General features: G+C 68.6%; 24 protein-coding genes. 13 read left to right on the forward strand and 11 right to left on the reverse strand.

Translation table 11 applies throughout. From position 1 onward, the window contains the following. Positions 1-186: 186 nt before the first annotated feature. Positions 187-648: a MarR family winged helix-turn-helix transcriptional regulator gene (locus tag H4W81_RS23590; protein ID WP_192776821.1), complete on the reverse strand. Its 462-nt coding sequence runs from the start codon at positions 646-648 to the stop codon at positions 187-189. 85 nt (positions 649-733) lie between these two features. On the opposite strand from H4W81_RS23590, the gene H4W81_RS23595 reads away from it, so the two are divergent. Together H4W81_RS23595 and H4W81_RS23600 are read left to right on the forward strand one after the other, a co-directional pair. Continuing rightward, complete coding sequence (locus H4W81_RS23595) at positions 734-1,105, forward strand: VOC family protein (RefSeq protein WP_192776822.1); 372 nt, start codon at positions 734-736, stop codon at positions 1,103-1,105. A 2-nt stretch (positions 1,106-1,107) separates the two neighbouring features. Beyond that, positions 1,108-2,079: a DNA-3-methyladenine glycosylase family protein gene (locus tag H4W81_RS23600; RefSeq protein WP_192776823.1), complete on the forward strand. Its 972-nt coding sequence runs from the start codon at positions 1,108-1,110 to the stop codon at positions 2,077-2,079. Between the two features lie 294 nt (positions 2,080-2,373). Here the strand turns inward: H4W81_RS23600 and H4W81_RS23605 are convergent, their stop codons facing one another. Continuing rightward, positions 2,374-2,826 (reverse strand): hypothetical protein, encoded by a 453-nt coding sequence (locus H4W81_RS23605; RefSeq protein WP_318781913.1) that lies wholly within the window; start codon positions 2,824-2,826, stop codon positions 2,374-2,376. A gap of 181 nt (positions 2,827-3,007) precedes the next feature. Between H4W81_RS23605 and H4W81_RS23610 the strand changes: the two genes are divergently transcribed. Beyond that, the gene (locus tag H4W81_RS23610; RefSeq protein ID WP_192776825.1) at positions 3,008-3,571 is read left to right on the forward strand and encodes a TetR/AcrR family transcriptional regulator; all 564 of its coding nucleotides are present in this window, start codon (positions 3,008-3,010) and stop codon (positions 3,569-3,571) included. A 278-nt stretch (positions 3,572-3,849) separates the two neighbouring features. On the opposite strand, the gene H4W81_RS23615 is transcribed toward H4W81_RS23610, so the two are convergent. Together H4W81_RS23615 and H4W81_RS23620 are read right to left on the reverse strand one after the other, a co-directional pair. Next, on the reverse strand, positions 3,850-4,902 hold the full coding sequence (locus tag H4W81_RS23615) for a CU044_5270 family protein (protein WP_192776826.1): 1,053 nt from the start codon (positions 4,900-4,902) through the stop codon (positions 3,850-3,852). After that, positions 4,899-5,483 carry an RNA polymerase sigma factor gene (locus tag H4W81_RS23620; RefSeq protein WP_192776827.1) on the reverse strand — a complete coding sequence of 195 codons (585 nt, stop codon included), beginning with the start codon at positions 5,481-5,483 and terminating at the stop codon, positions 4,899-4,901. The genes H4W81_RS23615 and H4W81_RS23620 overlap by 4 nt, the downstream gene beginning before the upstream one ends. A gap of 457 nt (positions 5,484-5,940) precedes the next feature. On the opposite strand from H4W81_RS23620, the gene H4W81_RS23625 reads away from it, so the two are divergent. Then, positions 5,941-7,164, forward strand: coding sequence for a M64 family metallopeptidase (locus H4W81_RS23625; protein ID WP_192776828.1), 1,224 nt, complete (start codon positions 5,941-5,943; stop codon positions 7,162-7,164). Here the strand turns inward: H4W81_RS23625 and H4W81_RS23630 are convergent. The 4 genes from H4W81_RS23630 to H4W81_RS23645 all read right to left on the reverse strand — a co-directional run bounded on the left by H4W81_RS23630 (position 7,161) and on the right by H4W81_RS23645 (position 11,584). Continuing rightward, on the reverse strand, positions 7,161-8,129 hold the full coding sequence (locus H4W81_RS23630) for a LysR family transcriptional regulator (RefSeq protein ID WP_192776829.1): 969 nt from the start codon (positions 8,127-8,129) through the stop codon (positions 7,161-7,163). The two genes, H4W81_RS23625 and H4W81_RS23630, sit on opposite strands and share 4 nt — an antisense overlap. Before the next feature lie 105 nt (positions 8,130-8,234). Then, complete coding sequence (locus H4W81_RS23635) at positions 8,235-9,455, reverse strand: endonuclease/exonuclease/phosphatase family protein (protein WP_192776830.1); 1,221 nt, start codon at positions 9,453-9,455, stop codon at positions 8,235-8,237. An 11-nt stretch (positions 9,456-9,466) separates the two neighbouring features. Next, positions 9,467-10,438: an endonuclease/exonuclease/phosphatase family protein gene (locus H4W81_RS23640; RefSeq protein WP_192776831.1), complete on the reverse strand. Its 972-nt coding sequence runs from the start codon at positions 10,436-10,438 to the stop codon at positions 9,467-9,469. A gap of 627 nt (positions 10,439-11,065) precedes the next feature. Beyond that, positions 11,066-11,584, reverse strand: coding sequence for a GNAT family N-acetyltransferase (locus H4W81_RS23645; RefSeq protein WP_192776832.1), 519 nt, complete (start codon positions 11,582-11,584; stop codon positions 11,066-11,068). Between H4W81_RS23645 and H4W81_RS23650 the strand changes: the two genes are divergently transcribed. Continuing rightward, entirely contained in the window at positions 11,583-11,852 is a 270-nt protein-coding gene (locus H4W81_RS23650; RefSeq protein WP_225958754.1) for an alpha/beta hydrolase family protein, read from the forward strand. The genes H4W81_RS23645 and H4W81_RS23650 overlap by 2 nt on opposite strands. 156 nt (positions 11,853-12,008) lie before the next feature. Here the strand turns inward: H4W81_RS23650 and H4W81_RS23655 are convergent, their stop codons facing one another. Then, a complete protein-coding gene (locus H4W81_RS23655) occupies positions 12,009-12,602 on the reverse strand; it encodes an MBL fold metallo-hydrolase (protein ID WP_192776833.1) in 594 nt (197 codons plus the stop codon). 66 nt (positions 12,603-12,668) lie between these two features. Between H4W81_RS23655 and H4W81_RS23660 the strand changes: the two genes are divergently transcribed. Both H4W81_RS23660 and H4W81_RS23665 read left to right on the forward strand, forming a co-directional pair. Then, on the forward strand, positions 12,669-13,607 hold the full coding sequence (locus H4W81_RS23660; RefSeq protein WP_318781914.1) for a GlxA family transcriptional regulator: 939 nt from the start codon (positions 12,669-12,671) through the stop codon (positions 13,605-13,607). Positions 13,608-13,847: 240 nt separating this feature from the next. After that, entirely contained in the window at positions 13,848-15,923 is a 2,076-nt protein-coding gene (locus tag H4W81_RS23665) for a serine/threonine protein kinase (RefSeq protein WP_192776835.1), read from the forward strand. A 61-nt stretch (positions 15,924-15,984) separates the two neighbouring features. Here the strand turns inward: H4W81_RS23665 and H4W81_RS23670 are convergent, their stop codons facing one another. Next, positions 15,985-17,124, reverse strand: a complete 1,140-nt coding sequence (locus tag H4W81_RS23670) for an FAD-dependent oxidoreductase (protein ID WP_192776836.1) — start codon at positions 17,122-17,124, stop codon at positions 15,985-15,987. A gap of 31 nt (positions 17,125-17,155) precedes the next feature. Between H4W81_RS23670 and H4W81_RS47485 the strand changes: the two genes are divergently transcribed. Then, entirely contained in the window at positions 17,156-17,632 is a 477-nt protein-coding gene (locus tag H4W81_RS47485) for a hypothetical protein (RefSeq protein WP_225958755.1), read from the forward strand. Between the two features lie 199 nt (positions 17,633-17,831). After that, on the forward strand, positions 17,832-18,773 hold the full coding sequence (locus H4W81_RS23680) for a GNAT family N-acetyltransferase (protein ID WP_318781915.1): 942 nt from the start codon (positions 17,832-17,834) through the stop codon (positions 18,771-18,773). Positions 18,774-19,099: 326 nt separating this feature from the next. Here the strand turns inward: H4W81_RS23680 and H4W81_RS23685 are convergent, their stop codons facing one another. After that, the gene (locus tag H4W81_RS23685) at positions 19,100-19,288 is read right to left on the reverse strand and encodes a hypothetical protein (RefSeq protein ID WP_192776837.1); all 189 of its coding nucleotides are present in this window, start codon (positions 19,286-19,288) and stop codon (positions 19,100-19,102) included. On the opposite strand from H4W81_RS23685, the gene H4W81_RS23690 reads away from it, so the two are divergent. The 4 genes from H4W81_RS23690 to H4W81_RS23705 all read left to right on the forward strand — a co-directional run bounded on the left by H4W81_RS23690 (position 19,281) and on the right by H4W81_RS23705 (position 22,128). Beyond that, positions 19,281-19,478 (forward strand): multicopper oxidase domain-containing protein, encoded by a 198-nt coding sequence (locus H4W81_RS23690; RefSeq protein ID WP_264083184.1) that lies wholly within the window; start codon positions 19,281-19,283, stop codon positions 19,476-19,478. The two genes, H4W81_RS23685 and H4W81_RS23690, sit on opposite strands and share 8 nt — an antisense overlap. A gap of 322 nt (positions 19,479-19,800) precedes the next feature. Next, positions 19,801-21,018, forward strand: coding sequence for an MFS transporter (locus H4W81_RS23695; protein WP_225960066.1), 1,218 nt, complete (start codon positions 19,801-19,803; stop codon positions 21,016-21,018). 14 nt (positions 21,019-21,032) lie between these two features. Next, complete coding sequence (locus tag H4W81_RS23700) at positions 21,033-21,290, forward strand: hypothetical protein (RefSeq protein WP_225958756.1); 258 nt, start codon at positions 21,033-21,035, stop codon at positions 21,288-21,290. Positions 21,291-21,549: 259 nt separating this feature from the next. Further along, positions 21,550-22,128 (forward strand): dihydrofolate reductase family protein, encoded by a 579-nt coding sequence (locus tag H4W81_RS23705; RefSeq protein WP_192776839.1) that lies wholly within the window; start codon positions 21,550-21,552, stop codon positions 22,126-22,128. Positions 22,129-22,525 lie beyond the last annotated feature (397 nt).

The raw sequence follows: 22,525 nt of genomic DNA on the forward strand, positions 1-22,525 counted from the left end.
CTTCACCGGGGCCGTCATCACTGTGGCCCGTTCCCGCCGGTCTACGTGGCACCGGTGGTGGGTTCCTCGGCACTGGGGGTTCACCGCCTGAGCGCACCCACCACTGCCTCGCCGGACTCCACATCGTGGGCGTCTTCCTCACCCGCACGGTGATCCAAACGAGACGGCCTTGAGGCGCGGCCGTCCTCACCCGTCGAGTGCCGCCGCCATGTGGTCGAGGTCGGCGAGGAGCTCGGCGAGACGTTGCTCCGGGACGGCGTCGGTCATGCGCTGGTCGATGGCGTAGACGGCGGAGCGTGCCGCCGCGAGGCGACGGTGGCCCTCCTCGGTGAGGTGGGCGGGCAGAGCGCGACCGCGGTCGGTGGTGGCCGGCCGGGTTATGAGGCCGGCGTCCTGCAGTCCGCGAAGGACGACGTTCATGGACTGCCGCGTGACGAAGGCGCCCCGGGCCAGCTCGGCGTTGGACAGGCCGGGGCGCTGGTCGAGGAGTTCGAGGCACGCATACTGCGGCACCGTCAGGCCGTACTCACGCAGTGCTCTGTCCAGCGCGCTGCGCAGCGCCGCGGCGGCGCGCTTAAGGCGATATCCCAGGCGCTCGGTCACATCGGCGGCCGGCGAGGCCTGGCTGGAGGAAGTCCCATCATGCATGTCAGGAGTTTGACATGTAAGCGTGGCGCCGTCTATCTTCTGTCCATGTCAAAGTCCTGACATGAATCGTGATCGAGGAGTACTTATGACTGTCACCGCCAGCGGGCCGGATTTCATCGCTCTGCAGGTGCGCGATGTCGAAGCGGCTGCCGCCTTCTACGAGAAGCATCTCGGGCTGCGCCGGGCGCCCGCCTCGCCGCCCGGCGCCGTGGTCTTCGCCACCGAGCCGGTTCCGTTCGCCGTTCGCGAGCCGCTGCCGGGAGTGGATCTCGACGCCGTCGAGCGGCCCGGACTCGGGGTCGCCCTGTGGTTCCGGACCACTGATGCGCAGGCGCTGCACGACCGGCTGCACGCCGCCGGGGTCCCCATCGTCAAGGCACCCGAGGATGGTCCGTTCGGCAGGATGTTCACGTTCGTGGGCCCTGAGGGCTACGCCATCACTACGCACGAAGACTGACCATGACCGCCATCGCCATCACCCCGCGCGGGCCGTTCTCACTTGCGGCGAGCATGCGGTTCCTGGAGGGCTTTACACCCGCCGGGTACCGCGACGCCTCAGACGGCAGGGTGCTGCGCCTGGCCTTTCCCGCCGACGACGGCCACTCGACGGTGAGCGCGGAGGTAGGGCAGGCGCAGAACTCGGAGGGCACCGTACAGGCGAATGTCACCGTGCACACCGGGAGTCCGGGCAAGGACAGAATGGGCACGGAATCTGCGGAATCGAATGGTATGAGTGCGGTGCGGGCGCAACTGGCCCGCATCCTCTCGCTCGACGTCGACGGCAGCGGGTTCCCACGGCTCGCCGAGGACGATCCCGTCGTGGCCGGGCTCATCGCGGCGTACCCGGGGTTGCGGCCGGTGTGTTTTCACTCGCCGTACGAGGCCGCGGCCTGGGCGGTCATCGGCCACCGCGTCCGGATGGTCCAGGCCGCCGCGATCAAGGCCCGCATCGCCGAGCACCATGGGCACCGCGTGGCCGTCGCCGGACAGTGGCTCCACTCCTTCCCCACCCCGCTTGTCCTGCGCGGACTCGGCCGTGTTCCGGGCCTGCCCGAGACGAAGGTCGAACGGCTGCGTCTCCTCGCCGACGCGGCTCTCGCCGGTGATCTCGATGCCGCCCGGCTGCGCGCGATGCCAGTGGAGGACGCCCTCGCTCATCTGCGGACCCTGCCCGGCATCGGCCCCTTCTCCGCGGAGCTCATCCTCATCCGCGGCGCCGGACACCCCGACGTCTTCCCCTGCCATGAACGCCGGCTCCACGCTTCGATGGTCGACGCTTACGGCCTCGGCGATCCCGACGCCTCCGATGCGCACCGGCTCGCCGGGATCGCCGATCACTGGGCGCCCTACCGCAGCTGGGTCGCGCTCCTGCTGCGCACCCGCCGCGAGGCGAAGGCCGGGCCGGCAGCCCGCGGTCGCTCGGTGCGGTAGTGCCCGCGGCGGTCAAGTCCGTCGGCACCGCAACCGCCACGGCGAAGCGGCAAACGGCTCGGCAGGTCGCCGTCACCGCCGACCTGTTCAGTGTCGGCGCCGACGGATCGCCCTTCCGATGTTGTACCGGCTGACCAAGGCCATCGCGGAGAGGATTCACGTCGATCGCGAAGAGTTGGAGGCGGAGGTACTGGCCCGCCTACGTGGAAGCCCTCTGCCGGGTGAACTTGACCTGGTCGCACCCAGTGTCGCGGCTGACCCAGGCGGCTGTGACGGTTTGCCCGCCGCGCTGAGTCACGGGCTGGTTCGGCGGTGCTGGTAGGAGAGCGTGACGGCGGCGAGTAGGGGCGCCCACGCCACCAGTGGCAAATAGACGAACCCGACGAGCAGACGTCCAGTCGTCGTCATGTCGGTGTGCGGCAGCGTCCACCAGAACAGGAACGGGGTCCAGAGCAGGGCGAGAACCGCGACGCCGAGCCAGGCGGGCACGGTGACGGCCAGTCGCGGGATCGTACGACCACCGAGCAGCGGGATCCAGCGTGGCACTACTTCGCCCCAGCGTCGCACCAGGCCGACAGTGAGCAGGGCCGCGGCTTCGGTCAGCACGGAGAGAGCTATCAGGCACAGCGGCCCCCACGCGGTCGTGCCGACCAGATCGCGCTGGCCCTGCTCGGTGTAGCCGAGCGGAAGTCCCAGGGCCAGGCCGATCCGCCACACGGTCGACGGCAGTACAAGCAGGGGCACCACGTGCGCCACCCGGACGGCCCAGCCTGGGACCTGCCGTCGGGTGTCGATTGAAGGTGGGCGTACCACCGCATCCTCGATCTCCATCGCTCACTTTCGAGACTATAGTTTCGAAACTATGGTCTCATATAATGGCAGAATGGGACGCAACGGGCAACGGGTCGGGCGGCCTCGCGATACCCGAGTGGACAAGGCCATCACCGCAGCCGTCCAGGGACTCCTGGGCGAGGTGGGATACGCGGGCCTGACGGTGGATGCCGTGGCCGAGCGTGCCGGGATCGGCAAGGCATCGATCTATCGGCGGTACGCCACCAAACACGAGATGGCCTTCGCTGCGATCATTCACGGAACGTCGTTGGAGGTCCCGCCCGACACGGGATCGCTGCTCGGAGACCTGACCGCCTTGGCGCGAGTGATCGTCGGCCATCTGAGCAATCCGGCGGCCGCCACCGCGCTGATGGGCCTGCTCGGCGAGATCGCAGCCGATCCGACCCTCGCCGAACGGTTCACCACGACCTTCGTGGCACCGGAACGGGCCGGCAACGCCGAGCTGCTGGAGCGAGCGGTGCGGCGAGGTGAACTGGAGCGGCTGCCCGACATCGACCTGTTCCACGCGATGTTCGGCGGCACCGTGTTGTCCTGGCTGTTCATCTCCCACCATGACCCCCACGACCTGCCCGAACGACTCGCCCGATTCGCCTGTACCGCCCTCCGATCCACCGCCCACCCACCTCCCCGGCCCAACTGAGCCCCCTGCCAGATCGGCGTGTTCCTGGCCTACGCCTCGACCCGAGGGCGAGCGTAGATCGATCGGCCCGCGCCGCCGACTGGCCGGCATCGAGGACCAGGTCACCTTCGCCACCAGGCACCAGCTGGCCAATCGGCCGCCGCGATCACGGTGAGCGCCTTCCCGGTGCCGCCGGTCGGCAACGCCACGAGCTCAGCCACGCCGCCCCTTGCCGCAGATAACGGGGCCGCTTCACGCACCGCCCGGCGGCCGATGCCGCAGGCCGCGATCAGCGGTGCTTAGCAGGTCGCCGGTTCGGGAGCGCCGGCAGGGATCTCCGGCATGGCGCTGACGATCTTGGTCTCCAGTACCGCGGTGGCGTGGCGCAGCACCTCCGTGCCACCGCCCGGCGGCTCGGACAGGTCTCGCCAGCCGAGGAAGCGGTAGGTGCCGGGTTCGAAAATCAATTCGGTGCGCTCCCATCCGTCCGGGCCCTGATATCTGATCGAGGCGCCTACGCCCTGTCGTCCGGCCGGGTCGGTGAGGTCGGCGCGCATGGTGGCGGTGGGCAGCTTGGACAACGCACCGAGCACCGCCTCGCGCAGGCCGGGGCCGGGGAAGGGGTTCTGGGCCAGGGTGACGAGGCGGCTCGCCACTGTGCGCTCGACCTGTCGCCCGATCTGGTCCTCGCTGGGCGGTGGCGCGCCGGGCTCGGGCCGTTCGTTCCTGACGGAGGTCTCGGCGTCCGCGCGAACCTGGGCGAGCAGCCGGTCGGGGTCGGCGGGCAGGTGCTCGGCCCCGGCTGTCGGGAGCACGTCCACGGCGCATTGCCCGGCGCGGTAGTCGACCGTGCCCGGGGTCGGCATCGCGGCCGGGACCTGGCCGGTGTGCACGCGCCGCTTGCCGTAGGTGAAGCGGGTCAGCGCGCCCCCGGGGTCGGCGGCGGGAATCCAGGCCTCACGGTTGACCTCCTGAGTGAACTCCGAACGGCCCCCGCCCTCGCTCAGCGCGAGGATCCAGTTCTGGTCCATGCGGTTGACGTAGACGAACTGGCCGGGCCGTGGCGCCTGTTGCCGGCCGGCGGCCGTGGCCGCCTCCTGGAGCAGTTCCGCCGCGTTGGCCGGGGTCGCGCCACCGTCGGTGCCGGTCAGGAAGGCGACCGCGGCGACGGCTGCCGCCAGGCCGACCGTGCCCGCCCTGAGCAGGAGGCGGTACTTCGCAGAGCCGGTATCTGGCGTTCGTTCCGCCGCTACCTCGGCTGCGAGCAAGGCCTTCGCCTTGGCGGTGGCCGTGGTGGAGGGACCGGGCAGCGCGTCGTGGGACTTCTTGATCTCCTGCAGGTCATTGGTCATGACGACTCCTCGATGTCAATGAAGGTGCGGAGCTTTCTGCGGGCCCGGTTGAGCCGCGAGCCGACCGTGCCGCGCGGGACGCCGAGCGCCTCGGCGATCTCCTCGTAGGTGAGCTGGGCGCAGGCGACCAGCAGCAGCGCGGCCCGGTCGCCGGGCGAGAGCGCGGCCAGACCGGCGGCCAGGCGCGGCTGCATGACCGCGGCGGACACCCGCTGGATCACGCGCTCGTCGTGGCCCATGACGTCGGTGACCTCGGCGCTCCTGGCCAGGGCGCGGTACCTGCGGGCCTCGGCGCGCCGGTGGTCGGCGACCAGGTTGGAGGCGATGCCGTACAGCCAGGCGCGGGCATCGGGGCGGGAGAGGTCGTAGCGCGTACGGCCGCGAAAGGCCCGCAGGAACGTCTCCGCGGCGATGTCGTCCGCCGCCGATTCTCCGAGACGGAGGTGCACGTAGCGGTGGATGGCCTCGTGGTAACGGTCGAACAGCGCGCCGAACCGCTCAGGGCGGCGCAGTGACACCTCGATGAGCTGTGCGTCGGTCTCAGCGGTTGGCGGAGCCGACTGCGGAGGGGGAGCTGGCATGCCTGCCCTTCAGAGAAGAACCATGGACACGCCTACTTCGCCGCTCCCCTGATTCGTATTCACGCCCAGCAGATCATTCCTACACCTGATTTTCCGCACTCGGCTTCCTCTAAGGCCGAGCGCGGACGCGCGGCCGGCGGCCGGATGCCGAAGTTGCCCTGCATGGCCGGCTTCCGCTCGGAGCGGTCTGCCGACCACCCTTGAAGCACCCGCCTACCTCGGCCTGCACGCCCATACCGGCCGGGCACGCCTGTTTCCGCAACGTACGTATCAGCGTCATCCGGTCCCCCGTCGTGGCGCTCGATCTCGTCATCCCACTTTCCATAACTCCGGCGGGATGGGTGCCATTCACCTGCATAAACGCCAGGACGAGTGTCGCGACGGGTATCGACGTTGATCGTCTCCGCTGTCACTATCGGGCGCGTCTCATGACGTATCCCGAAAGGACTCTCCCCCCATGCGTCCCTTTCCCCCAGCAGCCGCGATCGCCGCGGCCTTGCTGTTATTCACGCCGCTGCCCGCCCAGGCCGACCCCGTCACCAGGAAAGTCGAGATCTTCGACGAGCGGGGGCCCGCCGGACATGCCGAGGTGGTCGACAGTCCCAACCTCAGAGCCCGCGTGGCCGCCGCCGCCGCCACCGTGACACCTGTCGAGATCAACGGGCCGAGCTCGAACCGCATCGACCTCGTCTACCTCGGCGACGGCTACACCTCCGGCGAGCTGGGCGCCTACGCCGACCAGGTCGCCTCCTCGTGGGCGAAGCTGACCTCCTATGAGCCGTTCACCAGTCGTCGGAAGATGTTCAACGTCTGGCGGGTCGACATCACCTCACCCGTCTCCGGCGTCAGCGGCGATCCCACCAGCGACGTGGTGAAGGACACGCCGCTCGGCACGTACTTCTGGTGCGGCGACATAGAGCGACTGCTCTGTCTCGATGTGGACGCGGCGAAGGGGTATGCCGCGCTGGCGCCCGAAGCCGACCAGATCGCCGTCGTGGCCAACACCACCAAGTACGGCGGAGCCGGCTACACCGACGACGAACTGGTCACCTTCTCCGGCGGCAACCAACTGGGCACGGAGATCCTTCCGCACGAGCTGGGACACTCGATCGGCGATCTCGCCGACGAGTACGGCGGCGACCCCACCGGCTACACCGGCACAGAGCCGGCCGCGGTCAACGTGTCCGTCAAGACGGCCGTCCAGATGCAGGCACAGCAGAAGAAGTGGTACCGCTGGCTGGGCGCCGCGACTCCGGACGGTGGCGTCATCGACACCTACGAAGGCGCCCACTATCACGACTACGGAATCTACCGGCCCAGTCAGGACTCGATGATGCGTTCCCTCAAGCGCCCCTTCAACGCGGTCTCCAGAGAGAAGATGATCCAGTCCTTCTACGCCACCGCCCGTCCCCTGGACTCCTACACGTCCAACGCCAGCCGCGTCTCCCGCGGCAGCACGCTGACGATCACGACGCTGCCGATCAGCCCGCTGTCGATCACGTGGTACGTCAACGGCACCCAGAACACGGCATGGAACGGCCTCACGTCGGTGACCGTGCCCACGAACCTCCCCGCCGCCGCCCGGATCTCGGTAACCGTGAGCGACCCGACCGCGGACGTGCGTGACCCCGACTACCAGAGCGCGTACCTATCGCAGACGATTACCTGGCGGGTCCGTTAGCGATCGGGAGCGGTGCTGGTACCGGAAATATCGCCCTGGCGGGCGAGCCACGTGGCGTAGTGCGGGCGATCGGCGATCGCCTCACGGTGGGCGTCGGCCGCCAGGCGCACCAGTTCCTCCGCGCGGGGGGCCAGCGGACCGTCGCGCCGCCAGGCGACGAGGTGCCGGATCCACAAGGGGGTTCCGGTGATGGGCCGAACCGCGATGTCGGTTCCGGCGTGGAAGACGGCCAGGCACGGGGAGACGGCGTGGCCGCCGGAGATCAGCTGGCGGATCATCGCGCTCTCGGTCACGATGTGCGGCACCCGAGGGGTGAAACCCGCCTCGTGGCACGTGGCGATGAAGCACTCCGGCCAGCCGACACCATCCGGAGGCGAGAGCACCCAGTCGTCGCCCGCGAGGTCGGCCAGAGGCACCTCGTCCAGCGCGGCGAGTGGGTGCCCCCTGCTCATCGCCAGGAACACCGGCTCGACGGCCACCAGACGCATCCCGATCGAGGGCACGACGGGCAGCTCGTGGCCGGGGTAGTCGACGAGGACGGCCGCGTCGAGGCGGCGGGAGGCCAGCAGTTCGAGCAGCAGCCGCGGGGAGTGCTCGGTGTGTACGGTGACCGACACGTCCGGGGACTCGAACAGCCGCTTCACCAGACCGCTGAGTACGGGCGTGGCGTACCCGCCAACGCGGACGACACCCGCCCGCGCATCGAGCGATCCTGCCCCCTCGACCAGCTCGTCCACGATGAGAAGCGCCGCCCTGGCCCGGGTCAGCACGAACTGACCGAGCGCGGTGGGCACGACGCCCCGTCGACCCCGCCGGAAGATCTGCCCGCCGAGCGCGGCCTCGATCCTGTGCAGCTGGGCGGTGAGCGAAGGCTGCGACACGCCGAGATGGGTGGCTGCCTTGGTGAGACTGCCCGCGTCGGCGATGGCGCACAACGCGCGCAGATGGCGAAGCTCCAATTGCACGACAGCACCTCGACTCATCGGCGGCGACCCGGGCTGGTTCCCTCATTGAAGCTGTGGTGGGCGGCCGGAGTGAGGAGGCGGACGGCGCCTCCTCACCGCACGAGGTCAGCCGACCGTGAAGGTGGTGAGGACCGCCGCGTGGTCGGAGGTCCATTCGTTGTCGACGTGGTCGGGAATGGGCTTGGGCGTGCCCGTGACCACGGCCTGCGAGGCAGTGGCCCGAAGGGCGCCCTTGTAGTGGACGAAGTCGATACGATCCTGCGGCTCGGGCTCGCCCTTGTGACTGTTGTGTCCGTAGCCGCCGGTGAACGTCTTGTAGACAGGTGACCAGGTGATGCCGGGTGCGGCTACGGGGTCGGGGTTCGCGATGCGGAAGGAGTCCTTCAGCCCGGCCTGCTCGGGGATGACCGAGGTAGGCCAGGGCACCGAGTCGTAGCCGCACCGCTGGGTCGCGGGCGTCCAGTCCAGGTGCGAAGGAGCGTTGAAGTCACCGGTGAGCAGGACCGGATGACGGTCCGCCTCGGCCAGGTCACCGGACATCGCCGCCACAATCTGCTCGATCTGCTCGGTACGGCCCGCCTGAGCCTCCCGGCTGAGCAGCCGCTTCACGCTGTACTGGCCGAAGCAGGCATCGTAAGGCCCGTAAGGCGTGTAGCCCAGGTGGGCGTTCCAAACCACCAGATCGCGGCCCTCGTCGAGGCGGATCCTGGCGGTGATCCCGGCCAGTCCCGACTCCTCCGGCAGCGGGCCACGGGAGACGATCGGGTAGCGGCTGATGATGCCCATGTCGTAGCCCGCCTGGTAGTAATCCCAGCCGAGCGCCTCTGCCAGTTCCTTGGCGGATGTGGAGTAGGTTTCCTGCATACCGACCACGTCGACGTCGGAGTCGAGCAAGAACCTCAGCTGCTTCACCCGACCCTCGTTGACCTGGGTGCCGCCGTACCAGAGGTTCCAGCTCATCGCCTTCAACTCGGGCACCAACGCGGCACCGCGGGGACGGACCCGCACGGTGACAGCCGCGGTCGCGACCCGGCCGGTGGCCCCACGAGCCTCCACCGTGAAGGTGGTCGTCCCAGCCGAGGCCGGCGGCGTACCGGTTACCGTGCCGTCGGCGGCCACCGTCACCCAGTCCGGCCCGTTGGCCTTGGCAAAGCTCTGAACGTCGCCTTGGACCAGGCCCTTGACGGTGGCGGCGTAGGGCTGCCCGGCGCGGGCATTGCGCAGGGCGAAGCTGTCGGTGATGAAATGCGGGACATCCACCGCATTGGCCGGTACGGCCTGCAGTACAACGACCGCCAACAGGGCGGCGGCGGCGAGAAAGCGCATGGGGGTCCCCTCTAGCCCGAGATCTGCAGGTCGGTGACCACAGCCGCGTGATCGGAGTAGAACTTGCCGGGCCCGTGACCAGCCAGCCGCTGATCGACGGTGAAGGAGTCGCGTACCTTCACCCCCGTGCCCTTGGCGAAGATGAAATCAATACGATCCTTGGTGATCATGTAGTCGTAGTCGGGCTGAGGGCTCCAGGTCTTGCCCGGCGACTTGCACACGTTCCTGTTGGCGGCACGGTAGGTGTCGACGAATCCCGCGTCGGTAATCACCTTCGTGGCCTGCAGGCCGTAAGAGAGGCCGAAATGACAGTGGGCGCCGGCGTTCGTCCAGTCGGCGGCAGGCAGCGTGTTGAGGTCCCCGCCCAGGATCACCGGGTCGGTGTTGTCCCCGAGCATGGCCGGCAGGTGGTTGTGGATGATGTCGGTGATCTGCGGCAACTGCACCTGTGTGTCACCCTCGACAACCTGCTGATCCGTGTACGGCTGTGCCTTGCCCTGCTGAACGGCCGCCGCATTGGCGTCGATCATGTCACCGACCCACGGGTCGGAGTAGTTGACCCAGGTGTCGAAGAAGTTGGCCTCCCGCCCGCTGGGCAGCTTGACCCGGATGCCGCCGAAGTAGAAGTCGTTGATGATCCCACCGACCGGCTTGGGGTACACGTTCGTGATCGGGTACCGGGTGAAGATCCACAGGTTGTCGGCCGCCCTGGAGGTGATCCGGGTAGCGGTGTACTGGCCCTTCCCCGCTTTGGCGCTCAGGCCTGCGCGGATGTCCTCCGCGGAACCGTACGTCTCGACGGACAGGAAGACGTCGGGCGCGATGTCGGCGAGCTGCTCGATCACCAGCGGCAGGTTCTTCTCCCCACCCACGGCCGGATCCTTGCCACCGTGCCAGATGTTCCAGGCAAGCACCCTGACATCGTCGACCTTGGGCTCGGCGTGCGCGGGGATGGCCACGGCGGCGAGCAGAACAGCAGCCATGGAGACTAATGTGAAGCGTGACATATTACTCTTCCTTAAGCGTTAGGGGGTGAGCAGGCAGATGGACTCAAGGTGGAGGCGCTCACCCACACGATCGAGGCGAGGAACGACGTACGGGATGCCGGGGCCCTCAGGGTCTCGGCTTCACCGAATAATGCAACGAAGTTGTCGAATCTGCCAAGGGGTTGCTGGCTAGGCTCGATGGGACGTGTACATCCAGGGGCGCGTGATCGGGCTCCCCTCTCCACTCGGTGCGAAGTTGAGGGGAGACTAGCGCCCATTTATGGAAATTTCTAGCTGAAATCGCACACGTCTGCACAGCGGGTGAACGCGGAGGGGTCACACCTCGCTGGTGTGGTCGAGCGGGCCGGCGCCGACGTCGCGGAGTCGGCAAGCACCTTTCGCAGGGTGGTGGCGAACTGTTCAAGCTCCTCGGACGACAACCCCTTGACGACCTCGCGTTCCAACGACTCTGCGGGTGCCGATTGATCATCGTGGTGAACTTCGTATCCCGATCGCGGATGAGGAACCCGAACCCTCCGCCCCGTCCCCCAGCTCGATCATCAGGTGCGAGTCAGCAGCATCAGCCAACCCGCGAGTTGGATCGCGAAAGCCCCACGCCGAGGCTCAGTTGGTTGACCTGGTCAGCGTGAAGGCGAGCATGGGCCACACCGTGCCCTTGGCTTCTTGAGACCCGTCGCGATCTGGATCCCGCAAGTACCCGACGCGCAGGGCTACGTGTTGTGAAGCCTGGTTGTCGCGGTGGGTGCGCAACCGCAGCTCCGTCAGGCCCACGTTGGAAAATATCCAGGACGTGAACAATGTCAGGGCCCGGGTTGCCGCCCCGCGTCCACGGGCCTCGGCGGTCAGCCAGTAGGAGACCTCGCCAACCTGCCCATCGTGCTTCAAAGCGATGTTGCCCAGCCTTGCGCCTGAAACCGCATCGCAGATCATGAAGCCCTCTTCGTCGTCTGCACGGCGCAGCCGGTTGATCGCCGCCAGGACCTGGGCGGCATCCAAGGTGGGCGAATCGCTGGTGAAGCGCTGGATCAATGGGTCGCGCACAGATTCGGCGTACCAGGCTGCATCACCATCACCCCAAGGCTCCAGGCGGACAACCCCGTCATCCAGTTCGACGTCGTTCATGAGCCCAGCCTTCCAGCGCGTCGACCAATACCCCATCTCCTACGCCTCGAAGATCAGCACTCCGGTGCTGATCTTGCACGGCGAGGACGACACGAATGTGCCCGTCGGCCAGGCCACGTACTTCCATCGTGCTCTACGGCGGTTCGGAGTCGAGCACGAGTTCGTCGTTTACCCGAGGGAAGGCCACTCGATCCTGGAACGCAACCACCAACTCGACGTGTTGCGGCGCACCCGCGCATGGTTCGATCGCTGGCTCGCCAGCCGATAAAGATCATTTTCACCTGTCCAGGGTTCAGACAGCTGGATCAAGCTTCAAGATCCATCCATGGTGGGTTTTGGGCCTAGGTGGGCTGGACCCCTTGTGACCAGGATGTCCAGCCGGTCGTGATGGGTCAGGAACTCGCGGGCGGCGCCGGCGACCGCGTCAGCGGGGAGTGGCCGCCGTCGGGGTGAAGGGCGCGCCGTGGCCGGGGACGATGATGTCGGCGACGGCAAGCACGCGCTCCCTGCTGGCCCGCAGGACCTGGCGGTCGATGGTGACCGGGTCGTCGGCGGGGCCGTCGGCCCGCCACCACAGGTCGCCGGCGAAGGCCACGATCCCCTCGGGGGTGCCGGCCAGCAGGGTGATGTCCTCGGCGCTGTGGCCGGGGGTGGCGATCAGCCTGATCGACGGGGAGAACTCGTACCCCTCGGCGTCCCTGCTCGTCCAGTCGTGGCCACGGTAGATCGCCTTGTGGTCATGGATCCGCGCCTGGCCGAACAGGCCGACGTTGAGGATGTTGTCCGGATGGTGGTGGCTGAGTACCACGTCGGTGATGTCGTCCGTCTTGAGGCCGAGGTCGGCGAGCGCGTCGAGGATCACTGACTGGCTCGCGACCATGCCGGGGTCCACCACGATTCTGTGGTCGCCCTCGGTGACGTAGGAGACGGTCGCGGCCACGCCGGGTCCGGTGGAGGTCGTGTAGCCGGTGGCGAGGATATGGAAGGCGGCCGAACGGCCGCTGGGTGCGTCGGTCATGGAAAGCAGTCTGGCGACGACGCGCACCCGGAAACAGTGGCCGGAACACCCCTTATCGTGGGTTTCGTGCCAAAGTTTCGCTCGGTCGCCGCCTACGCCCCCCAGGGGGCCACCGCGCTGGGGCTGGGCATCGTGAACGAGATCTTCCGCCGGCCCGGCTTCGACTTCGTCATCTGCGCCGAACGGCCCGGCACCCTGCGCACCGACCTCGGCCTGCCCCTCCCCGTCGAGCACGGCCCGGACCGGCTCACCGACGCCGACCTGGTCCTGGCGCTGCCGGGGACGGAGTTCCGCGCCGAACCGCCGCAGGCCGTCCTGGCCGCCTTCCGCGCCGCCTACGGCAGGGGCGCGATCATCGCCGCGCACTGCGTCGGCACGTTCCTGCCGGCCGCCGCCGGACTGCTCGACGGGCTGGAGGCGACAACCCACTGGCGCTTCGCCGCCGATCTCGCCGCCCGCCATCCGGCCGTGCGGGTGCGTCCGGAGTCTCTCTACGTCGACCAGGATCGCATCGTCACCGGCGCCGGCGCGGTGGCCGGTATCGATCTCTGCCTCTACCTGATCCGCAGGGAGCACGGCGCCGCGCTGGCCAACACGATCGCCCGCGACCTGGTGACCATGCCGTACCGCAGCGGCGGGCAACTGCAGTACGTGCCCGCGCCGGTCGCGGAGGACGGCGACGACGAGCGGCTCTCCGAGGTGATCGCCTGGGCCAGGGCAAGCCTGCACCGCCGGATCTCCGTCGACGATCTGGCCGCCCGCGCCCTGATGAGCCGCCGCTCCTTCACCCGCCGGTTCAAGGCCGCCACCGGCACGACCCCGCACGCCTGGCTGCTGGCCCAGCGCCTGAACCTCGCCGAGGAACTCCTGGAGACCACCGACCTCTCCGTCGAGAACATCGCCCACCACATCGGGTACGGCAGCGCCGCCGTTTTCCGTGAGCAGTTCGCGCTCCGCCGCGGCGTACCGCCCCGCGACTACCGCAGAGCCTTCAGACAGCGCTGAAACCGGGAAGAAGGACCTGGCCACCTCTTCGGACTGAGCTCGCAGTCTCGACAGAATCGCTCACGAGAAGCCCCTGCACAGGTCATCCCTGTGCAGGGGCTTCTCGCGACAGAGCCGACTCAGGCCGGCATCGCCTCGGGCGACCGGACGCCGATCATCCCGCTGGTCCACCCCCAGGGGAACGCGCTGATCGTTTACCCTCACAATGGACTGAAAAGTCCCTAAAGGGGGGATGTGGTCATGCCGGACCTCGCGTCCTTGCGGCCTGGGGATCCCGAGCGGGTGCGGGAGTACCAGCTCACCGGGCGGCTCGGCGAGGGCGGTCAGGGAACGGTGTTCCTCGGCATGTCACCCACCGGCACCCGCGTCGCGATCAAGCTGCTCCGCGCCGACCTCGCACAGGACGAGGACGCACTGGAGCGCTTCGTCCGCGAGGTCAGCACCACCCAGCGGGTCGCGCCGTTCTGCACGGCGGCGGTGATCGACACCGGCGTCGAGCAGCACCGGCCGTACATCGTCAGCGAGTACATCGACGGCCCGACGCTGAACGCCGTCGTGGCCGCCGAGGGACCCCGCGAGGGTTCGGCCCTGCACCGCCTGGCGATCGGCACCGTGACCGCCCTGGTCGCGATCCATCAGGCCGGGATCGTGCACCGTGACTTCAAGCCGTCAAACGTGCTCCTCGCCTCCGACGGCCCCCGGGTGATCGACTTCGGCATCGCCAAGGCTCTCGACCAGACCTCCACGCTGACCGCAGCGGCGATCGGCACCCCCTCCTACATGACCCCCGAGCAGCTCGCGGGGGAGAACGCCGGACCACCGGCCGACATGTTCGCCTGGGGCTGCACGATGGTCTTCGCCGCCACCGGACAGCCGCCGTTCGGCACCGACAGCCTGCCCGCGATCTTCAACCGGATCATGAATATGGAGCCCGACCTGCGGGCGATCGCCGACCCGGCGCTGCGCGACCTGGTCGGGCAGTGCCTGTCCAAGGACGCAGGCCGCCGGCCCACCGCCGGAGAGGCCTTGCTGCGGCTGCTCGGCCACGTCGGCGCGCCGGGCGCGCGGCCCGACACGCCCGGAGGCATCCTCGCCGAGGGTTCGGCCGCCGCCGCGCGTCCTGCTTCCCCGCAGGCCGGGCCTGGTGATCCACAGCTCCGCCAGGCCGTCCCCGCCCAGACCTCCCCGCACCCGCTTGAAGGAGCGGCCAGGCGCGGACGCCGGGTCCAGCTCGCGATCGGGGCGGGACTCGCGGTCACGCTCGTGACGGCCGCCGGGGTCGCGCTGGTGTTACGCGGCACCGCGCCCGACCGGGTCGTGTCCCCCCAGGCGACCGGCACCCGGCAGACCACCCCCTCCCCCGGCTCCACGCCCACGCCCACGCCCACCGTCCCCGTGCTGCCCCACGCCACGAGGACGATCAAGCTCCCCGGCAGCTCGATCACGCTCCACGAGAGCGACGACGACGCGATCAAGCTGAGCTCCTACGACACCGAAGGGAGCGACAACCTCTACGTCCGCAAGCCAGGCACCAGTGACTTCATCGAGAACGGCGCGTACTTCCAGTACGCGGTGAACGCCTCCGGCACCCAGGCGCTGGCCACCGACAGGGTTTACGACGACGGCTACTCCGTGGTCTCCGTCGTCGGCCGGCAACCAGGCTCGGCGAAAAAGATCAAGGTCGCCAAGGCCCCGGTCTACTCGTTCGAGCCCCAGTGGTCCCCGGACGGCACCCGCGGTCTGACGACGCTGTACGAAGTGGGCGAGGACCCCGTCGAGAAGGGCGGCTACACGTTCAAGAGGTACGGCTACGCGGTCATCGACATCGCCAGGAAGAAGGCCCGCGTCGTCAGGTTGCGCACGGAGGACGAGAGCGTAGGGGGCTACTTCTGGAGAAGGGACGGCCAGGCGATCGGCACCTGGGTGCTGACCGACGACACCCACTACATCCGTTTCTACGACCTGCAGGGCGCTGTGCTGCACACCCTGCCGGACGTCGGCGTCCCGCTCAGCAGGGAGGGCGAGGACATCTCCCCGTCGGGCACGTCGCTCGTGACGTACTGCAGGGGGAACGTGGAGGAGATCTGCGTCTGGTCGACCGACGCCGACGCGAAGGCCCGGATCAGGTTCCAGTTCGAGACCGGCGGGTTCATCGGCTGGTACGACGACCAGCACCTCGCCGGATGGCGGCGCAACGGCGGCGGCTACGAGGCGGTGGTGATCGACTTTCAGGGGCAGGTGAAACGCGTGCTCGCAGTCGTCGCCGACGCCAAGGAGTACGAGAAACAGCCCATGCGCTTCTCGAGAGGCAGCTGACCTGTCTCGCCGTTCCAGGCGGTCTCGTGAGGTAGCGCTTCTACGCGCCCGCGCCCGCCTGTCACAGGCGTGGGTGGTCGATCGCCGGGTCCGCCAGCTGTGGGTCGACAGCCGGAAACGAGCCGTCGCCGAACAGGATCCGCGCCGCCAGGGCCCGGCCGGCACGGCTGCGCAGCACGGTCACCGCCGCCTCTGCTGCGGCGGGGGATCGGATGCCCGCGAACACCCGGCGCAGCAACAGTCGGCCTCGGAACCGGGTTCGCAACGCGTCCCCGTCGTACCGGCTCAACAGCCGTGGGTCGCCGGTACGCAGGTACCCGGCGGCGACCGCCGCGGCCCACTCGGACATACGGAAGCAGGGATCCAGCCCACCGGCCGTCAGCGGTGACACCGCGCCCGCCGCGTCTCCGACGAGCAGCCCGGCGGGGCAGGCCAACCGTCGCAGCACACCGCCGACCGGGATGGGACCACCTCGACGCTCGACCGGACCAGCCGGCGCCGCGCGGCCGGGCGCGTCCGCGGCGAAAGCCTCCAGCAGGTGACGGATGCCGGCGCGCATCGCGTGCGGATAACCTGCGACGCCGACATGCGCATGACGCCCGTCGTCGATGACCCACCCCAGATACCCCGGAGCGATGCGAGGGTCCAGCACGCAGTGGAACGCCGGGGTGGTCGTGCCCGACGCGATGGGATGCACGATCTCGGCACCGACGAGGAACCGCCGGTTGACGTCGAGACCGAGATCACGGGCCACCCGGGAGCGGGCGCCGTCCGCGCCGACGATGAACCGGGCCGTCACCGGTTCCGCGCCCACGAACCGCACAAAACCCATCGACGCGTCGAGATACCGTACGCCCAAGAGGACCCGTGCCCCGGCCGACTCCGCCGCGCGGCGCTCGTGCTCGTAAACGGCCGCCATGTCGGCCACGCGGTACTCGTCCCGGTCACTGGTGAGCCGGATCGGCGCCCGCCGCGACGGCGGATACAGCAGCACGTCCCGCACACCCGGTCCGAGCAGATGGTCCGGCAGGTCGAAGTCATCCAGGGTGCGACGCACGAAGATCCCGGTCGTGCGGATGCCCGTCGACAGCGACCTGCGGCGGTCGACCACCAGCACGTTCAGTCGCCGTCGCGCGAGCAGGCGGGCTGTGCGCAGACCGGCCAGGCCCGCGCCCACGACCAGGACGTCCACTGTCTGCATATCCTGCGACGATAGGAGCGATGCCGCACCCGTGCGACAGTTTGCACGCGACCTGTCCAGGACCTCCACACCGTCGCCACAAACCGTGTGCGCGGCCGAGATCGGGATCGCCCGTTCCCAGGGCAACCACCTGCTCCCCGTCCTTGCTGAACCTGGCCAGACCCACCCTCTGCGGCCGGCCAGCCAGTACCAGTACACCGATCTGCGGGATCCCGGCACCGCCCGCGCCGCCCTGGCCGAGGCGCTCCGCCGCATCGACGCGGCGGGAGGGCTGGGCTGGCCGGACGACCGTCCCCCTTTCCTGGGCTGCGCTCCTTCGACATCGACTGGCACCGGGTCTTCTTCGGCCGGCGCACCGGCCGCGCTAGCCCAACCGCTCTACGACGAGCGGGAGAAACAGCAGATCGCCGACATGTTCGGCGTGCCCCGCTCGACCATGTACGGGCACCTCGACAAGACCAAGACCATGCCCCGCCAGCCCAAGAAGGGCGCAGCTACGAAGCCCTGAAGACTACCGGCGGGTTACTTGTCCCCTGGCGTCCGGGCTAGGACTCCAGGGCCGTGGAACGCCGGCGTCGGGCCTGGCGGGAGGGTGGCACCGAGGGGCTGGCCTCGCGCGGTTCGCCGGGTCGGCCGCCGAAGCGCCTGTGGATAAGCCGACTTTGTGCAGGGGATCCGCAAGTCGGCGCCTGAGATATACGGACCTGGTGCACAACGTCACCTTCTGCCGGCGGGAAATTCGGGTGCGGAGGGTCGGTGGGGTGGTGTGTGATCGGGGGATGGCGATCGAGATGGGTAGGCCGGAAGTCGACGGGCTCGGTGACGTGGTGCGGGTGTTGGCGGAGTGGCAGTACGACGGAGGGCCCGTGCAGTTGCATCCGGGGGATGTGGGGTGGTTCTGGCGGTTCGGTGAGGAGCGGATGGCGGAGGCTACGCGGACCTGGAGTCGGGCTGGGGAGGTTCTGGCGGTCGGGCTGCTGGATGGTCCGGAGTTGCTGCGGTTGGCGTTCGCGCCGGAGGCATTGCGGGACGAGGAGTTGGCGCAGCAGGTGGTCGAGGACGTGTCGGCGCCTGAGCGTGGTGTGCTGCTCGAGGGCAAGATGTACGTCGAGTCGCCGATGGGTGCGCTGGTCCAGGACCTGTTGTTCAAGGACGGCTGGGAGAGCGACGAGCCGTGGACACCACTTCGGCGCGTCCTCGGCGAGCCTGTGCCGGATCCCGGCGTACGCGTCGAGGTGATCGGGCCGGAACAGGCGCACGAGTGGACCGCGGTCCTGCGGGCGTCGTTCGACGGGTCGACGTTCACCGACGAGCGCTGGCACGCGATGGCGGCAGGTACGCCGTACGTCGACGCGCGGTGCCTGGTCGCTCGCAACGAGCAGGGCGAGGCGGTGGCGGCCGTGACGGTGTGGTCGGCGGGTGAAGGCAAGCCCGGGCTGATCGAGCCGATGGGCGTGCACCGGGCACACCGCCGGCACGGTTACGGCAAAGCGATCACAGTCGCCGCGGCGCGCGCACTCCAGGAGTTGGGTTCGTCCAGCGTGGACGTGTGCACGCCGAGCTCCAACGTCGCCGCCGTAGCCACCTACCAGTCGGCCGGCCTCGAGCGGTTGCCCGAGAGACGGGACCTGTACCGCAACGCTTACTGAGGCTTTCCATGCCCACCGCTTGCGTGGCCACGGCAGTGGTCAGCGCGGCGCGCGGGAACCGGTCCAGAAGCGTCCCGGTGATGCTCACCCCGGCCAGACACGCCACACCGAAGGTCACGAACAAAAGACGTTGACCGTGTTCGGAGAAAAGCCGCTCACGTCGCCCAGGACCGACGGGCACGCCTTTCCCACCCCGGCCCCGGCCTGACCCTCGCCAATGTCCCCCATCGTGAGCGCCGTCTGGGCGGCGTTCCCACGCCATGCCGTCTCGATCGTCGGCTGGCTCGATGCCCTGGGCCGACGAACGCCACGGGTACAGCCCAGGTCTACAGTTGCCGGCTCAGCGACGGAACCGGGCTGTCGTCGGCGCGGACTTCCTGTGCCGCAGGGGTCTCTCGGGTGCCGGTGGGGGCGACGCGCCGCAGGAGCAGGAGCGCGAGCACGAGCAGCCCCGCGGCCAGGCCACCGCTGATGAGGGCGGCGGCGTGCAGTCCGGAGGCGAATGCGTTGCGCACGGTCGCCGCCATCGCCTCGCCGAGACGGCTCGCCGTCCAGTTCGGCCGGTTCACCGACCCGGCCACGCCGTACATGTACCACTGCCACATCCTCCGGCACGAGGACTCCGGCATGATGGGGCAATTCGTGATCGTGAAGCCCGGCACCGAGAACCAGGTGCCCCGCACGATCGCCGCCCACCACATGTAGCGTCGACCGCTTCGCGTGTCCAGACCACCGCCTTCGACTACGAGCACATGAGCCTGGAGAGTGCACGGCCGGGCACCGGAACTCGAAGGGGCCGAACGCCGGCTTCGGATGGCAGGCGTCCACCCGATACAACGCCTGCTGGAGCAAGCTCATCCGCGTCGGCGAATACAACAAGAAGGGAGAGAACGTCCGGCCGCAAGCTGGCGCACGTTGTCGCCAGTGAGCGCGGTCGCCGCAACCCTCCTCACCACATAGCGCGTAGACGCGAAAACGCGTTGCCGTAGATGCTCTCAAAACGTATGGTTTTGCGCTCGTGATCACAATGGTGGAGCGAGTCCTGCCTGCCCGGCTGGGGACAGGATTCCGGTGGTTGCTGGCCTCGAGCTGGCTGACAAATCTCGGTGATGGGGTCGCGGCCGCGGCGGGCCCACTGCTGATCGCGACGTTGACTCGCGATCCGCTGATGATTTCGCTGTCGGCCCTGGTGGGCTGGGCGCCGCCGCTGCTGTTCAGCCTGTATGCGGGCGTGCTGTCGGATCGGTACAACCGGCGCAGGATCGTGCTGGTCGCGAACGCGGTGCGGGCCGTGGTGCTGGCGGCGCTCGTCGCGCTCATGGTGACCGGCACCGTGACCGTGGCGACGGCGCTGGTGGCGCTCACGCTCCGGTCCATCGCCGAGGTGTTCGCCGACAACGCGACAGCCACGCTGACTCCCATGATGGTCAGCAAGGACGATCTCGTCATCGCCAACGCCCGCTTGGGCACGGGATTCATCACGCTCAATCAGCTCGCCGGGCCGCCGATCGGCGCGGCACTGTTCGGCCTGGGCTTGACCTGGCCGTTCGCGGGCCAGCTGCTCCTGGCGGTGGCGGGGATCGTCCTGGTCTCCCGGATCACGTTGCCGCCGCACGGCCGACAGGCCGACGATCTCATGCCTAACACCGTACGGGAACTGATCGCCGGGTTCAGCTGGACCATCCAGCACGCGGCGGTCCGCACTCTGGCGCTCACAATCCTGATCTTCAACTTCACGTTCGGCGCGGCCTGGTCGGTTCTCGTCCTCTACACCCAGGAGCAGCTCGGCCTCGGCGCCCTGGGCTTCGGTCTGATGACCACCATCGGCGCGATCGGTGGCTTGATCGGCACCAGCCTGTACGGGGCCATCACCCGCAGGGTGAGCCTCGGCGCCCTGATGCGGATCGGCCTCATCATCGAAACGTTCACTCACCTGGGCTTGGCCCTGACCCATTCGCCGTGGGTCGCCGGGGGCATCTTTCTGGCCTTCGGCGCGCACGCGTTCATATGGGGCACGACCTCGGTCACCGTCCGCCAGCGCGCGGTTCCGCGCGAACTGCAGGGCCGAGTGGGCAGCGTCAACACCGTCTGCGTCTACGCCGGTCTGGTGGTCGGCTCGTTGATCGGCGGTGTCCTGGCCACCCGCCTCGGTGTCGCAGCGCCCTTCTGGTTCGCCTTCGCTGGTTCCGCGGTGTTCGTGGTGCTGCTGTGGCGGCAGCTCATGCTCATCGCCCACGACGACTGAGATGTTCGGTGGATGTGAACGCTCGATCTGGTCGACGACACCCCGACTCCGCGCCTGACGTGGTGTTCACCAGCGGATTCGACTCCATCGCGGAGGATGCCTTCTTCGCCGTCGCGGCGCTGCGTCGTGGCTACAACTTCCTGGCCTACGACGGCCCGGGCTGGGTGCCGCGCTCCGCGAGCAGCACCTGTTCTTCCGTCCCACTGGCAGGCGGTCATCACCCCCGCCGCACAGACCCCGGTTCGGCGGCGCTGGCCGGCCTACTTGCCTAACGTGGCTTAACGACCTTCCAGCGGCTGACCAGCAAGTTCGCTTGACAACCCCAGATAACGATCACCCATCGCGCTCTTCTGGTGGGTTCGCTGTGTCGAGCCAGCGGCTGCGCCGGTGCTAAGAGAGCAACCGGGTGTTCCACGTTCAAGTTCATTTCCCACTGATCTTTCCGTCGTAGTGTCGAGACGGTCGGATCGGCTCCGACCTTCTCGTGACGGCGCCGGATGGCGGCGCCGGTGGATCGAAGGAAGGCTCGCGATGAGCAAGGTAGTGCTGGATGTGTCGATGTCCCTGGACGGGTTCACGGCGGGACCGAACGTTCGGAAGGGGGAGCCTATGGGGGACGGCGGCGAACGGCTGCACGAATGGATGGCCGGGAAAGGGCCGGACGGCGGGGTCGACATCGGCATCCGCCGACAGGTGGACGCGGCGGTAGGCGCCGCCGTCATCGGACGGCGTACCTTCGACCTCGGCGTGGTCCCGTGGGGCGGCACACCATGGCCCGGCGTCCCGAGCTTCGTGGTCACCCACCGGACCAGGGAGGACCTCCTCGGCGACAACGGCGGGACGTTCGCCTTCGATGGGCTGGAGGCCGCAGTCCGACGCGCCAAGGATGCCGCCGGAGACAAGGACGTCCTGGTGCTGGGTGCGGACGTCGCCCGGCAGTTGCTCAGGGCGGGCCTGCTCGACGAGGTATGGCTCCACCTCGTCCCCCTGCTGATGGGCGCGGGCACACCGCTGTTCGCCGGGGAGCGGGCCGAGCTGATCCCGGAGGGGAAACCCGTCGCGGGAACCGTGTCCGTGACCCACCTGCGCTACCGCGTCCTGAAGCCCTGACGCCCTTGACGTTCGCTGCCTCGCAGCGTGACGACGGGCGAAGTGTCCACGCATCTGAGCGAGGGCGAGGACGAACCCTGCCAGCGCATCGGTCTCCAGCGCGTCCAAATCGTCCGGAGTCGCCTGGGCCCGCGCGCCCCGCGGGCGTCGTCAACAGCCAGAACGGTCCCCACCTCGTCAGCCGGGACGTCGATGTCAGCTTCAGCCTCGACCATCGTCCCAGCGCGCCGCCGGAGTGCTCACACCTCTCATGCTGATGTGAGCCATCGAAAATAACCCAGTGACGCCATGTCACCGCCACTGACAAGAACCTGTCGCGAGCCAAAAACTTGTCGCTCAACACACAGTGCGGAAGGGGACCGCTCACTTGTATTGACATTGTTCCTGCGCCGTTACT

The sequence above is a fragment of the Nonomuraea africana genome (assembly GCF_014873535.1).
GTDB lineage: Bacteria > Actinomycetota > Actinomycetes > Streptosporangiales > Streptosporangiaceae > Nonomuraea > Nonomuraea africana.

Coding starts and splice junctions, on each gene's coding strand:
- H4W81_RS23625 (WP_192776828.1), top strand. CDS start 5,941: ATGCGTCCCTTTCCCCCAGCAGCCGCGATCGCCGCGGCCTTGCTGTTA.
- H4W81_RS23640 (WP_192776831.1), bottom strand. CDS start 10,438: ATGGCTGCTGTTCTGCTCGCCGCCGTGGCCATCCCCGCGCACGCCGAG.
- H4W81_RS23670 (WP_192776836.1), bottom strand. CDS start 17,124: ATGCAGACAGTGGACGTCCTGGTCGTGGGCGCGGGCCTGGCCGGTCTG.
- H4W81_RS23635 (WP_192776830.1), bottom strand. CDS start 9,455: ATGCGCTTTCTCGCCGCCGCCGCCCTGTTGGCGGTCGTTGTACTGCAG.
- H4W81_RS23590 (WP_192776821.1), bottom strand. CDS start 648: ATGCATGATGGGACTTCCTCCAGCCAGGCCTCGCCGGCCGCCGATGTG.
- H4W81_RS23655 (WP_192776833.1), bottom strand. CDS start 12,602: ATGACCGACGCACCCAGCGGCCGTTCGGCCGCCTTCCATATCCTCGCC.
- H4W81_RS23595 (WP_192776822.1), top strand. CDS start 734: ATGACTGTCACCGCCAGCGGGCCGGATTTCATCGCTCTGCAGGTGCGC.
- H4W81_RS23615 (WP_192776826.1), bottom strand. CDS start 4,902: ATGACCAATGACCTGCAGGAGATCAAGAAGTCCCACGACGCGCTGCCC.
- H4W81_RS23665 (WP_192776835.1), top strand. CDS start 13,848: ATGCCGGACCTCGCGTCCTTGCGGCCTGGGGATCCCGAGCGGGTGCGG.
- H4W81_RS23650 (WP_225958754.1), top strand. CDS start 11,583: ATGAGCCCAGCCTTCCAGCGCGTCGACCAATACCCCATCTCCTACGCC.
- H4W81_RS23695 (WP_225960066.1), top strand. CDS start 19,801: ATGGTGGAGCGAGTCCTGCCTGCCCGGCTGGGGACAGGATTCCGGTGG.
- H4W81_RS23620 (WP_192776827.1), bottom strand. CDS start 5,483: ATGCCAGCTCCCCCTCCGCAGTCGGCTCCGCCAACCGCTGAGACCGAC.
- H4W81_RS23645 (WP_192776832.1), bottom strand. CDS start 11,584: ATGAACGACGTCGAACTGGATGACGGGGTTGTCCGCCTGGAGCCTTGG.
- H4W81_RS23600 (WP_192776823.1), top strand. CDS start 1,108: ATGACCGCCATCGCCATCACCCCGCGCGGGCCGTTCTCACTTGCGGCG.
- H4W81_RS23705 (WP_192776839.1), top strand. CDS start 21,550: ATGAGCAAGGTAGTGCTGGATGTGTCGATGTCCCTGGACGGGTTCACG.